The sequence below is a fragment of the Streptomyces bambusae genome, from assembly GCF_019400985.1.
Taxonomy (GTDB): Bacteria; Actinomycetota; Actinomycetes; order Streptomycetales; family Streptomycetaceae; genus Streptomyces; species Streptomyces bambusae_A.
Genome location: NZ_WTFF01000067.1, coordinates 14559 through 27600 on the forward strand (window position 1 = coordinate 14559; position 13042 = coordinate 27600).

The following is a 13042-nucleotide window of genomic DNA, read 5'->3' on the forward strand; positions in this document are numbered from 1 at the left end:
ACACCCGCGGTACCGGAAGGAGCCGGTTCGGCCACCGGCTACGGCGCCCCCACGGCAAGCTGGCGCAGACGGGCTCTGACCATGGGAGCCGAGGAAGAGTACCTGCTGGTCGACCCGGTCACCAGACAGCTGAGACCGGAGGCCCAGAAGGTGGTGTCCGACGCCTCCGCCGAACTGGGCGAGCGGGTCACCACGGAGATCACCTGCTACCAGGTCGAGGCGCGCACCGACCCCCACACCAGCCTGGCCGCCTTCGCGGAGCAGGTCCGTGCCATGCGCACGGCCGTCGTACGCGCAGCCGCCCGGCATGGCCTGCGTGTCGTCTCCACCGGCACGCCCGTCCTGCCCCAGCCCCATCCGCTCGCGGTGACCGACGGTCCCCGGTACGCCCGGAGCGTGGCGATGTTCGGCGCTCTGGACGACGAACAGACCATCTGCGCCTGCCACCTGCACATCGGCATCCCCGACGCGGACCTGGCCCTGCAGGTCAGCAACCATCTGCGCAGCCGACTGCCGCAGTTGGTCGCCCTCGCCGCCAACTCCCCGTACTGGCAGGGACGGGACACCGGATACGCGAGCTGGCGCACCCTGGCTTGGGCCCGCTGGCCGGCTGCCGGACCGCCACCGCACTTCGACTCGACGGCGCACTTCGACGCTCTCGTCGAGGACCTCACGGCGACCGGAACCATCATGGACCGCGGCGGACTCTACTGGGACATCCGCCCCTCCCACCACGTGCCCACCCTGGAGATCCGGGCCTTCGACGCCACACCCACCGTCGCCGACACCGTGCTGCTCGCCGCGGTCACCCGGGCCCTCGTCGCCACCGCCCTCGCGGACATCGAGGCGGGCAAGCCCGCCCTCCGTCCGCCGTCGGACCTTCTGCGGACCGCGTGCTGGCGCGCCGCCCGCGACGGCCTGACCGGAGACGCAGTGGACCTGCATGCCCGGCGCCTCCAGCCGGCCGCCACGCTCATCGAGCGGATGCTGGACGATCTCCGTCCCGCCCTGCTGCACCACGGCGACCTGGACACGGTCACCACCGGCTGGGCCCGCCTGCGCACCATCGGTAACGGCGCCGAACGCCAACGCGCAGCCCACCGGAAAGGCGACAGCCCCTCGGCCGTCGTGGACGCCCTCATGCAAGCCGTCAACGCCGCCGACCAGGCCTGCGACTGACGCCATCATCCGCGAACCCCTCGCCGGCCGCCCGGCCGCCCGGCGGTCGAAGCCATGTCCGCCGTCGCGCCGGGCTTCGTAGGTCACAGCATGATCACACCACCCGTACGCCCGGCACCAGGGGCCCAAAATGTCCTGATGCGCACTCATCACAGCTCTGCCGCACTCGCGGCAGCCGCACTGCTGGGCCTCACCCTCACCGCCTGCGACCCGGCACCCGGCACGTCCGGCACCGACACCAAGCCGGCCTCGACCACACCGTCCGGCCCGACCTCCGCACCGAAGACCGCCGCCAAGACGGCGACGCTCCCCGACCTCGTCGGCAAGGGCCTCCAAGTGGCTCAGGACGAGGCGCAGGCCGCCGGCTTCTACTCCCTGACCTCGCACGACTCCCTCGGCCGCGGCCGCGCACAGGTCCTCGACCGCGGCTGGAAGGTCTGCACCCAGACACCCGCGCCTGGCGGCGCCGTCGACACCGCCACGAAGATCGACCTCGGGGCGGTCAAGGTCGAGGAGAGCTGCCCGGCCACGGAGGCCCCCGCACCCACCGCAGCCGCAGGCACCATGCCCGCCCTCGTCGGCAAGTCGATGAGGGTCGCCCGCGAGGCCCTCCCCGCCAACGCGAGCATCACGGTCAAGGACGCCAAACAGGACCGTATGGTCCTCCAGGAGACCAACTGGCAGGTGTGCACTCAGGACCCGGCCGGCGGCGCCCGGTTCACCGGCCAGCCGGTCTCCTTCACCGTGGTGAAGTTCGGGGAGGGCTGCCCCTGACCACCTGGACCACGGTTCTCGCCGCGGATCCGGCTGGGGCGCGCACGTGGTCGTGCCCGTCCGTGCACGTCCACCGGCACCGTGCGCCGGTCGGGGTGTGACCGCGGCTCGTGGAATCCCGCCGTCAGGCGGTCGTTCGTCCCGGCGGCCTCGGCCTCCGCCCGCCTCGGCCTCCGCCCGCCTCGGCCTCGGTTGCGGAGGTCATGCGTGGTCCTCGGTGCGTACGACGACGTCGTGGTCGCCGGCGGGCTGGGTCGGGATCGTGGCGTCGAAGGCTGCTGCCTGGACCAGTTAGGCGTCGCGGAAGTCCCCGGTGCCCGTCGCTGCGTCCATCAGCTCCTCGAAGGTGCCCGACTCCGCGACCCGGCCGTCCTTGAGGACGTGGATGAGGTCGGCGTGGCGTACGGAGTGCAGGCGGTGGGTGATCAGCACGATCGTCTGGCCCGTGGTCGCGGCCAAGGCCCTGATCTGGTCGAAGACCCGCTGCTCCGCGACCGCGTCCAGGGCGCTGGTGGGCTCGTCCACGATCAGGATCTCCGCCTGCCGGTACTTGGCCCGCGCGATGCCGATGCGCTGCCACTGGCCGCCGGAGCTCTGGTGCCCGCCGCGGTAGCCGCGCGCCAGCAGTGTGCCGAGCCCGCGCGGCAGGTCCGCGAGGACCGCGTCGGCTCCGGAGAACGCGGCAGCCGCCTCGACGGCGTCGTCGTCGATGGCCTGCCCGGGCTGGCCGATGCCGACGTTCACCCGGTAGGTGAACGGCCAGTGGTAGAAGTCCTGCGACATCAGCGCGACCCGGGCGAAGAGCTGATCGCGGTCGGCGGTGCGGGCGTCGACGTCGTCCCACCAGATCGTCCCGCTGCCCTCGTCGGGCAGGTACAGGCCGGACAGCAGCTTGACCAGCGTGGACTTCCCGGAGCCGTTCTCACCCACCAGTGCGATGATCTTGCCGGTCGGGAAGGCCAGACTGACCTCGCGCAAGGTCGGCTCCGGCGTCGTGCCGGTGCTGCCGGGGTAGGTGAAGGTGACCTTCTCGAACCGGACCTCCCGCAGCCGCTCGGGCAGCGCGTGCCCGCCGCTGGGGATCGCCCTCGTCCTCGCTTCCCGGCACAGCTGCTCGAAGTCGGCGACGAACAGGCTCTCCTGGTGCAGCTCGGTGATCTGCAGCACGAGCGTGTCCAGGCTGGCGGCGCCGCTTCGGATGGCGAGGACGGCCGTGCCGGCGACCGCGAGATCCATGGCTCCGCCCCACAGCAGCAGCCCGAGCGCTCCGTAGGTGAGCAGGGTGGCCGTACCGCCGGCGCCGTCGGCGACGAGGCCGATGCGCGCGGCCCGGCGGGCGAGCCGGGTCTGCTCGCGCTCGCTGGTCTCGGCCATGGTCCGGAAGTGGCCCAGCAGGAACGGCCCGACGCCGTGGACGCGGACTTCTGCCGCCGCCTCCTTCTGGGTCAGCAACTGGCCGAGGAGGTGCCCGGCCCGGGCGTGCTGGACGAAGGCGTGGAAGGAGATGTACTTCTGACGGGAGATCATCAGCGAACTCCACGCACTCGGCAGGGTCATCAGAACCAGCAGCGGCAGCAGCACCGTGTGCAGGACGGTGAGCACCCCGGCGGCGGCGATCAACGACACCGCCGCGTTCAGGGTGTTGGTGCAGTAGCGGATCACGCGCCGGGCGGAGTCCGCGCCGTACCGGGCCGCGTCCAGGAGCCGGTGGAACTCGTCGTCCTCGATCGCCGATGGCTCCTTACAGTGCACCAGACCCAGGTACTGCTCCGTGGCCACCCGCTGCACCTTCGGCTCCAGGGCGCCGGTGGCCGCCGTCGACGCCGAGCGCAGCAGGGAGCCGAGGAACGCCGTGACCGCCACGACCGTGAGCGCGGGTAAGGCCTGGCCGAGGCGCTCGTTGGTGCTGCCACCCGCGAGGATGTGGCCGAGCACGCTGTTGACGGCGACCAGACCGACCGCCTGGGCGATGCCGCGACCGGCCTCGGAACGTTCCTGGTCCGGCCTGGTGGGCTTGGCGTGCCTGTGGTGGTGGCGTCGAAACTCGCTCGAACAGGTCTTGTCACCCGGGCGGGGGATTGTGGGCTCCGGGTCGGGAGCCGGGTCAGGAGCCGGGTCCTGATGCCTGGACTGGGGGGCGCGGCCCCTGGGGTCCGGCGGCGCTGCGGCTGGACCGCTCATCGCGCCCGCTGCCCCATGGGCCCGTCCGAAAAACGGGCATAAATCAGCCTGGAATGTCTCGTTCCGGCCATTCCCCTTAAATGCACCCCAAGCACCCCGTCGCCGCGGCCATCCTCGTAAGAGCAACATCGGCGTCGAAGCCAGGCGACCAGCACTGCCGGCGCCGGTACGAAGGGAGTTCTGGCGTGAGCTCACAGGCACAGGAACAGGCACCGGTCAGCCTCTACCCCGAGCTGGACGAAGCCACCCTCCTGCGGTTCGTCCACTCGCTGGAGAGCGGAGACACCGCAGGGCTGTCCACCACCCGCGTGGAAGAAGTCACCCGGGCGCGGGCGCTGCTCCAGATGCGGCGCGTGCGCGTACCCGGAGACGGCGGGATCGAGCTCGCCGGGTACCTGTGGACGCACCACGACGGCCGGGACCGTCCGGCGATCGTGATGCCGTCCCCGTGGACGGACCTGGGCTGGCTGGCGTACGCGGTGCAGGGCACCCTCTTCGCGCTGAACGGCTACCACGTCCTCGCCTACACGGCCCGCGGCTTCGGCCAGTCCGGCGGTGAGGTGGAGGTCGCAGGGTCCGACGACGTGGCGGACGGCAGCGCCGCGCTGGACCACCTCCTCGACCAGACCGGCGGCACCGTGACCGGCGTCGGGTTCCTCGGCGACTCGTACGGCTCCGGCATCAGCCAGCTCGTCGCCGCGCACGACGACCGCGTGCAGGCGGTGGCCGCGCTCAGCACCTGGGGCGACCTCGGCGAGGCCTTCTACGAGAACGAGACCCGGCACGTCGCCTCGGTGGCCGCCCTGCTCGGTGCCGCCAAGAACGCCCGGCTCAGCGCCCGCACCCGGCAGGTCTTCGACGACGTACTGGCCGGGCGGAACATCGAGCAGACGCTGGAGTGGGCCCGGGACCGGTCCCCGTACACCCACCGGGACCGGCTCAACCAGCGGCGCGTCCCCGTGTTCTTCGCGCAGGCCTGGCACGAGACGCTGTTCCCCAACAACCAGACGTTGAAGATGTTCAACGCCCTGGAGGGGCCCAAGCGGCTCGACTACTCCATCGGCGACCACTCCAGCCCCGAGATGAGCGGCATCCTCGGCCTGCCCAACCGCATCTGGCAGGACGCGCACCGCTGGATGAACCATCACCTCAAGGGCGAGGCCAACGGGATCGACAAGGAAGGCGAGTTGGTCAGCCAGGTGATGTGGAGCGGCACCCTCGAGGCCTCCGCCACCTGGCACGACTCCACCGGCGATCCGCAGCGGCTGTATCTCACCGGCGCCGGGGCGGACACCGGTGACGGCGCCCTCACCGACAAGCCCGAGAACGGCTGGACCCGCACCATCGGCACGGGCGCCGACACCCCGGCCACCGTCGCCGACTCGATCATCAAGGCCGGCTACGCCGAGATGGCGGGCAACCCCAAGCCCTACCCGACCCGCGACATCAGCCGCACCGCCGCCGGCGTGTGGGTGGGCCCGCCCCTCACCCGGACCGCGCGGCTGCGCGGCACCCCGGGACTCCAGCTCAACTACGCCTCCAGCAACGGCGGTTCGACCTTCGTCGCCCACCTCTTCGACGTCGACCCGGACGACAGCGCGCACATCATCACCCACGCCCCCTTCACCCGGACCGACGGCAGCACCGGCGAACCGGAGGCCGTCCGGCTCGACCTCCAGGCCACCGGCTACGACGTCGCGGCCGGGCACCGCCTGATGCTGGTCATCGACACTCAGGACCCGTTCTACGCCGACTCCAACGGCCAGGGCACCACCCTCACCGTCACCTCACCCGACGGGAACCCGTCCTACCTGGACATTCCGCTGGCCTGACCGCCAGGGCCGGAGCGGATGGAACCCATCGGCCGCCCGCTCCGGCCCCCCACGTGAAGGAGTCGCGGGCTGCCTGCTGGACTCCACCTCCTGCCGCCGCCTACGCCGCCCTCCCCGCCGGGTGTGCCTTGGTGAGGGTGCAGACTCCGTCCGTGCACTGGCGCTCCAGGCGGCCGCGGGAGATGGTCTGGGCCAGGCCGACCATCCAGCAGGTGGGGCAGCCGCGGAAGGCGATCAGGGCCAACGGGGCGGCCAGCAGGGTTGCCGGCCCGGCGACGGGCACCAGGGCGATCGAGCCGGCGATCAGCCCGAACCCGATGGCGCCGCGTGCCAGGTGGCGCGGGACGGACTTGCTGGCGAAGTTCGTCCGGCGCGCCGGGGATTGTGCGGAGGGCTGGGCCGGCATGCCCTGCATGCCCTGCGTTCCCTGCGTGCCCTGTGCGGGCTTCGTGGTGTTCATGGTCGTGAGGCTCCTTCGACTGGGTGGTCGATGGTTCGGTCGGGTGCCTGGTCGGGCACCGCCAGGGAGAGGCGCAGTGCTGCGCGGGCTCTGTGCAGCCGCGATTTCATCGCGGCGTTGCTCAGGCCGAGGGCGTGGGCCACCGTCCTGCCGGGCAGGCCCTGCACGTCCCGCATGATCAGGATCTGCCGCTGGTCATGGGGCAGGGCGCTGACCGCGGCCGCGATCCGCTCCGCCTCCAACCTGCGCAACACCGCGTCCTCGGCGGACGGTTCCGCGGACGCCTCGGGTTCGGCCGACGCCTCGTCGCTCCGCGAGACGAGCAGCCGAACCTGGCGGAGGCATTCGTTGCGCACGATCCGGAACATCCATGAGGCGAGCGCGCCGCTGGCCCGCAAGGTGCCGATCTTCCGGTAGAGGATGATCAGCGCTTCCTGGGCCGCGTCCTCCGCGTCCTGCGGCGAGGCGCACAGCGATACGGCGAACTTGCGCACATGAGGCTGCGATTCCATCACGACGGTGGTGAGCGAAGTGACGTCGCCGTCCTGGGCGGCCCTGATCAGCCGTTCGTCCGGCCAGGGGAAGCGTCGGTTCATGTGTTCCTCGTTCTCGGAAGGTGCTTCGGGTGCAGGTGCTGGTCAGCTGCGGCTCTTGTAGCGCCGCATCAGATGCCAGCTGCACGCGCCGACGAGCAGCACTCCGACGACGACGAGGCCAGTGACCATCATGGGTGTTTCCTCCCGGTTCCGCCGGCCCGTTCGGCCGGTACACGGATAAGAGACGGGGAGGTCCCGAAAGGATTCACCGCGGCAGCCGAAGTTTCCTCTTGAGTTCCTTCGCCGGCCCGTGACGTGTCGTTGCTACGCGCCGGCGGCGCTCGTGTCGGTCCCGACGATGCGGCCGTCGCGGAGTTCCACGACCCGGTCGGCGAGTTCGATCAGGTTGGGGTCGTGGGTGGCGACGAGGATGGTGACCGACTCGCTGCGCACCACCGCGCGCAGCAGTTCCATGATCGCCCGGCCGGTCTCCGAGTCGAGCTGGCCCGTGGGTTCGTCCGCGATGATCAGGTCGGGCTCGTTGGCCAACGCGCGAGCCACGGCGACGCGTTGCTGCTGGCCGCCGGAGAGTTCGCCGGGGCGCTGTTCGGCGTGGTCCGCGAGACCGACCAGGGCGAGCAGCGTCCGGGCGCGTTCCTCGCGCTCCTTGGCGGGCATGCGGCGCAGCCGCATCGGTACGCCGACGTTCTCCGCGGCGGTGAGGACGGGGATCAGGCCGAAGGACTGGAAGACGAATCCGATGCGGTCGCGGCGCAGGGCGAGCAGGCCCGGCTCGTCGAGGGATGCCAGGTCGGTGCCGTCGAGGGTGATCCGGCCGGCGGTCGGGGTGTCGAGGCCGCCGACGAGGTTCAGCAACGTGGTCTTGCCGGAGCCGGACCGGCCCCTGAGGGCGGTGAGTTCACCGCGTCGGACCTCGAAGGACACGCCGCGCAGGGCGTGGACGGCCTGCGGTCCGCTGCCGAAGCTGTGGTGCACGTCGTCCACCACCACGACGGGTGTGTCGCCGTCGCCTTCGCCCGTCCTTGACGGGGCCGACGCCGTCGTGACCTCCGCGGTCGTGACCGACGCCGTCGTGATCTCCGCGGTCGTGTCCTCCGCGGTCGCGTCCGCGCCTGACCTGTCCGCCGCCGTCGAGTGCTGGTGATCCGTCATCAGAGCTCTGCCCCCGCCGAGTTGACCGAGCGGAGCGCCTGGGCTCCGCGTTCCGTGTGCCTGCCACTACAGCTATGTGACCGCATTTGCGCATCTGTCACAACAATCACGCAAGTCCCTTCCTCCTATCGCCCGAATCTGACAACATCGTCCGCTATCCGGTCCCTGGAGTCCGGACCGGGGAGGAACTGACACGTGCTCGGCTTCGTCGTACGCCGGCTGCGCGGGCGATGGCCGCTCGCTGTCGCCGTACTGCTCACCACTCTGATCACCGCCACCGCGCTGACCGCACTGACCGCCTTCACCCGTGGCGTGGGCGAGGAAGGGCTTCGGCGGGCGCTGACCGGCCCGGAACAGGCCCGGACCACCGTCGTGATCAGCAGCGGGCATCCCGCCTCCGCCCGCACCACGGACGACGAGTCCGTCCGGGCCTTCGCGGACGAGGTGTTCGGGCGGCTTGCGGTGGCGTCCGAGAGCGTGGCCCGCAGCCGGTCGTACGGATTGCCCGGCGCTGCCGCTTCGGGCCGCGACGCCGACCTCACCCTGCTCGCCGCACTCGGCCGGGAGCACGTACAACTGCTCGCCGGCGAGTGGCCCCGGCCGGTCACCGCCGGTGCTGCCGCCACCGCGGCCGGTGCCCCGGCGGCACCGATGCAGGTGGCCGTGCCGCGCACGGCGCTGGCGCGGCTGGGCCTCGCCGAGTCCGCGCTGCCCGCACCGGTCCGGCTGGACGACCGGTTCGGCGGACCTGCGCTGACGGTGCTGGTCACCGGCGTGTACCGGGCCGCCGACCCGGACGCCGCGTACTGGCGGCTCGACCCGCTCGGCGGCCGCGAGATCCAGGTCAACACCTTCGCCACCTACGGCCCGTTCCTGGTCGACGACAGCGCCTTCACCGCCGGCGGCCTGCTCCAGAACTACCGCGCCACGCTGCTCACCCCGGACCTGAGCACGATCCGCACGGCCGAGGCCGAGGCCGTCCGGACCGCGACCGAACCCGCAGCGGCCTCCCTCCAGCGCACCGCCTCGCTCCAGGCCGCCACCGAACTTCCCACTGCGCTCGCAGAGTTGGACTCAGGGCTGCGCGTCGCCCGGTCCACCCTGCTGATGGGCGGACTCCAGCTCGCCGTTCTCTCGGCCGCCGCGCTGCTCCTCGTCTCCCACATCATGACGGTCCGCCAGGAGCCGGAACGGGTCCTGCTCACCGCGCGCGGCGCCTCCCGCCGGCGCCTCGGTGCGCTGACCGCGGTCGAGTCGCTGCTGCTCGCCCTGCCCGCGGCCGTCCTGGCGCCGCTGCTCACACCGCCCCTGCTGCGCCTGTTCGGCCGGTTCGGGCCACTCGGGCAGGTCCGCCCGCAGATCCCGGACACCTGGCTGGTGTGGCCGGTCGCGGCCGGCTGCGCCCTGGCCTGCGTCCTGCTCACCACCCTGCCCTCCCTCCTGCGCGGCGCCTCGGCCGCCGTACTGCGCCGTGTCGGCAGCAGGCAGGCCCTGGTGACGGGCGCCGCCCGCTCCGGCGTGGACCTGGCCGTGGTGGTCCTCGCCGTGCTCGGCTACCAGCAGCTGTCGCGTTACGGGGGGACGGACGTCCCCGCACCGGGCGGCGGGCTCGGCGTGGACCCGGTCCTGGTCGCCGCCCCGACCCTCGCCCTGTGCGCGGGCACGCTGCTGGTCCTGCGGGTGCTGCCGTTCGCGGCGCGCGCCGGGGGGCTGTTGGCGGCGCGCGGCCGGAGCCTGGGCCCGGCCCTGTTCGGCTGGCAGCTCGCGCGGCGGCCCGGGCGCGCCACCGGGCCCGTACTGCTGCTGGTCCTCGCCGTCGCCAGCGGCATTCTGGCCCTCGGCCAGCACACCGCCTGGTCCGCGTCCCAGCGCGATCAGGCCGACTTCGCGACCGCGGGGGGCCTGCGGATCTCCGGCAGCGCCGTGTCCGCGATGGGGCAGGGCGGACGCTACGGGGCACTGCCGGGCGGTGAGCGCTTCATACCCGTGGTCCGCCAGGAGCAGCAGCTGCCGGGTGAGGGAACCGCCGACCTCGTGGCGCTGGACGCGGCCAAGGCCGGCGAACGGGTGCCGCTGCGCGCGGACCTGCGCGGCGGACAGGGGATGCGGGAACTGTTCGCACCGCTTGCGGCGGGCACTCGCACTGCCGGCACCGGCACCGCGGGCACTGGCACCGCGGGCACTGGCACCGCGGGCACTGGCACCGCGGGCACTGGCACCGCGGGCACTGGCACCGGTACCGCCGGAACTGGCACCGCGGGCACTGGCGCCGCTGCCACCGGCACCGCCGGCAACGGTGCCGCCGCGGCTGCCGCCGGCCCCGGGGAGGGCCCCGGCGTCGCCCTGCCCGGCTCGCCCCGCCGGATCGACCTCGACGTGACGGTGCGGTCCGTCGGTACGAGCTGGGCCGCCGTGAGCCTGATGCTGCGCGACCGGTTCGGGGCGACGTACGGGACGCCGCTGGTCACCCTGCCCGCCGACGGCGAGGCCACCCTCCGGTTCCCCCTGGACGCGCTGACCGGCGCCCCGCTCGGCTCGGCCGCCGCCCCGCTGACGCTGGCCGGGATACGCCTGTCGTACGCCGGGGTGGAAGGCCCGGCGGGCGCCGGCAGCGAACTGGTCCTGCGCCGGATCGCCGCCGCCGACACCGCGGACGGCGGGGGCGTACCGGTCGCCGCGCCCGGCGCGTCTGCACCGTCCGCCCCGTCCGCCCCGTCCGCCCCGTCCAGCGCGTCTGCCGCGCCTGGCACCTCCGCCGCGCCTGCGACGCCCGCCCCCTCCGCCGGGTCCGTCGCGTCGGCCGTGCCCGGCCCGGCAGCTGCCGGCGGCTGGCAGTTGGCGCCTCCGTCGGAGCCCCGCTCCCAGCAGGCCGTCGAGCTCTCCCCGCTCCCGGCCGGTTCCACGGAGCTGCTCCGGCTGCGCTACCGGGGCGGGTTCGGTACCGAGAAGGGCGTCCACGCCATGCTGTTCCCGGCGCCCGTCGCGCCGGCCGCCGCCGAGGTCCCGGCCGTCGCCACCACCCGTTACCTGCGGTCCCTCGGAGCCTCCGTGGGCCGGACGGTCCCCGTCACGTTCGCCGGCGTGACCGTCCCGGTGCGGATCACCGCCGCCGTGGACTCCCTCCCCGTGGTCGGACGTACGGCGCTCGCCGTCGACCTGCGCGCGCTCGGCCGGTTCCTGCTGGAGGCCTCAGGTCAGCAGCCGCCCGCGCCCACCGAGTGGTGGCTGCCCGCCGCCTCGGCCACCGACCCGGTCCCGGCCCGCGCGGCGGCCTCGCTCCGCGAGGGAGCCAGGACCGAGCGCGTCCAACTGCGCGAGGAGATCGCCGCGGCCTTGCTGGACAGCCCGCTGAGCGCCGGCGCGCAGAGCGCCCTCGCCGCCCTCGCCGTCGCATGCGCGGTCCTGGCGGCCATCGGTTTCGCCACCTCCACGGCCGCCGAACGGCGGGTGCGCGGACGGGAGTTCTCGGTCCTGCTCGCGCTCGGCACGCCGCGCCGGTCGCTGGCCCGGGCGTCCGCCGCCGAGGGCGGGGTGCTGATCGCCCTCGGGACGGCGGTCGGGACCGGCCTGGGTGTCGCCCTCGTCCACCTGATGGCGCCCCTGGTCGTGCTGACCCCCGCCGCACAGCGGCCGTTCCCGCCCGTACGGGTGGACATGCCGTTCTGGCAGACCTTGCTGACGGCCGCCGCCATCGCGGCCGTGCCCCTGCTGTCGGCCGCGCTGAGCGGCCCCCAGGGCCGCGACATCGCCGCCCGGCTGCGCCCCGTGGAGGAGATGTGACCACCCCGCCGCCCTCCACCACCCCGCCGCCGCCGTCCGCTCCGCCGCCGCGGCCGGCGCCGTGGGTCAGGACCCGGTTGCGGGCCGCCCCGCTGGCCACCGTGCTCGGCGCCGCGCTGGCGTTCGTCGCCGTCCTGCTGGCCGCCGCGCTGCCGCGGGCCCAGGACCGGGGGGCCGACCAGGCTCTGCGGTCCTTCCTCCGGGCCAGCGGGCCGAGCGACACCAGCCTGCTGGCGACCGCGCCGCCCCCGGTGAACGGGCAGAGCCCGGAGCTCCTCGATGCGACGCGGCAGGCCCTGCTCGCGCGCACCGGAGGCAGCTTCCACGTCGACCCGGGCGCGGTGGTGTACGGCAGCCGGACCCTCAACAGGCAGCCGCTGCTGAATCCGGGACTGTCCGCTCCGTCGGGCCTCCCGCCCATGATGTCCCTGCTGTACGTACGGCATGCCGAGGCACACGTACAGCTCGTGGAGGGGCGCTGGCCCAGCGACACACCCGCCGCAGGCGCTGCAAGCAGCCCCTCCGGCCCCTCCGGCCCCTCCAGCCCCTCCGGCGCTGCCGCTGCGGACGCGCCGCCCCTGCAGATCGCGCTCTCGCAGCACGCCGCCCGGACCATCGGTGCCCGCCTGGGATCGGTGCTGGCCACCGCGCCCGTGCTCGGCGGCACACCCCGTGCGGAGGTCGTCGGCATCTACACGGTCCCGGACGAGACCGAGGACTTCTGGCTGGACCTGGGATGCCTCACACGTGCCTGCGAGCGCACTTCCGGGGAGCGGCTCTTCTGGGTCGCCGATGCCCTCGTCGGCGCCGGCGACCTTCCCCGGCTGGACAGCTGGAGCCGTACCGCCATGGACTTCTGGCGGCTTCCGGTGGACATCGGCCCCATGCGGGCGGACCGGCTCGACGCCACGGAGCGGGAGATCGCCTCGTACACCGCCGGGCCCACCGCCGCCGAACTCGTCGTGGAGACCCGGCGCGACCTGCTCCGGACCAGCTCGCGGCTGCCCGAGCTGTTCGCCCAGGCCCGCGCCCGCAGCCAGGCCGCGGCACCGCTGGCCGCGATCGGACCCGCCGGGGTCGGCGGGGTCGCCTTCGTCGTCCTGTGCCTGGCCGGCGCGCTCGCCGGG

General features: G+C 73.4%; 9 protein-coding genes. 5 read left to right on the forward strand and 4 right to left on the reverse strand.

Going from position 1 to position 13042, the window contains the following annotated elements; genetic code table 11:
* Positions 1-81 precede the first annotated feature (81 nt).
* Positions 82-1179 (forward strand): carboxylate-amine ligase, encoded by a 1098-nt coding sequence (locus tag GPJ59_RS12315; protein ID WP_258024283.1) that lies wholly within the window; start codon positions 82-84, stop codon positions 1177-1179.
* 138 nt (positions 1180-1317) lie between these two features.
* Positions 1318-1953 (forward strand): PASTA domain-containing protein, encoded by a 636-nt coding sequence (locus GPJ59_RS12320; RefSeq protein ID WP_219667102.1) that lies wholly within the window; start codon positions 1318-1320, stop codon positions 1951-1953.
* Positions 1954-2244: 291 nt separating this feature from the next.
* Here GPJ59_RS12320 and GPJ59_RS12325 read toward each other — a convergent pair whose 3' ends face one another.
* Positions 2245-3888 (reverse strand): ATP-binding cassette domain-containing protein, encoded by a 1644-nt coding sequence (locus GPJ59_RS12325; RefSeq protein ID WP_308120261.1) that lies wholly within the window; start codon positions 3886-3888, stop codon positions 2245-2247.
* 431 nt (positions 3889-4319) lie between these two features.
* Here GPJ59_RS12325 and GPJ59_RS12330 point away from each other — a divergent pair, with 431 nt between their 5' ends.
* Entirely contained in the window at positions 4320-5966 is a 1647-nt protein-coding gene (locus GPJ59_RS12330; RefSeq protein WP_308120262.1) for a CocE/NonD family hydrolase, read from the forward strand.
* Between the two features lie 100 nt (positions 5967-6066).
* Here the strand turns inward: GPJ59_RS12330 and GPJ59_RS12335 are convergent, their stop codons facing one another.
* From GPJ59_RS12335 to GPJ59_RS12345, 3 genes are all read right to left on the reverse strand, one after another.
* A complete protein-coding gene (locus GPJ59_RS12335; RefSeq protein WP_219667115.1) occupies positions 6067-6381 on the reverse strand; it encodes a hypothetical protein in 315 nt (104 codons plus the stop codon).
* 41 nt (positions 6382-6422) lie between these two features.
* Positions 6423-7022 carry an RNA polymerase sigma factor gene (locus tag GPJ59_RS12340; RefSeq protein WP_219667109.1) on the reverse strand — a complete coding sequence of 200 codons (600 nt, stop codon included), beginning with the start codon at positions 7020-7022 and terminating at the stop codon, positions 6423-6425.
* Positions 7023-7286: 264 nt separating this feature from the next.
* Entirely contained in the window at positions 7287-8135 is an 849-nt protein-coding gene (locus GPJ59_RS12345) for an ABC transporter ATP-binding protein (RefSeq protein ID WP_219667110.1), read from the reverse strand.
* 195 nt (positions 8136-8330) lie between these two features.
* On the opposite strand from GPJ59_RS12345, the gene GPJ59_RS12350 reads away from it, so the two are divergent.
* Both GPJ59_RS12350 and GPJ59_RS12355 read left to right on the forward strand, forming a co-directional pair.
* Entirely contained in the window at positions 8331-11915 is a 3585-nt protein-coding gene (locus GPJ59_RS12350) for an FtsX-like permease family protein (RefSeq protein ID WP_219667111.1), read from the forward strand.
* Positions 11912-13042, forward strand: a 1131-nt coding sequence (locus GPJ59_RS12355; RefSeq protein ID WP_219667112.1) for a hypothetical protein, incomplete at its 3' end; no start/stop codon positions are given. The genes GPJ59_RS12350 and GPJ59_RS12355, both read left to right, overlap by 4 nt.

Excerpts from the sequence above, each read along its gene's own strand:
- GPJ59_RS12335 (WP_219667115.1), bottom strand. The coding sequence starts at position 6,381 with ATGCAGGGCATGCCGGCCCAGCCCTCCGCACAATCCCCGGCGCGCCGG.
- GPJ59_RS12320 (WP_219667102.1), top strand. The coding sequence starts at position 1,318 with ATGCGCACTCATCACAGCTCTGCCGCACTCGCGGCAGCCGCACTGCTG.
- GPJ59_RS12315 (WP_258024283.1), top strand. The coding sequence starts at position 82 with ATGGGAGCCGAGGAAGAGTACCTGCTGGTCGACCCGGTCACCAGACAG.
- GPJ59_RS12340 (WP_219667109.1), bottom strand. The coding sequence starts at position 7,022 with ATGAACCGACGCTTCCCCTGGCCGGACGAACGGCTGATCAGGGCCGCC.
- GPJ59_RS12345 (WP_219667110.1), bottom strand. The coding sequence starts at position 8,135 with ATGACGGATCACCAGCACTCGACGGCGGCGGACAGGTCAGGCGCGGAC.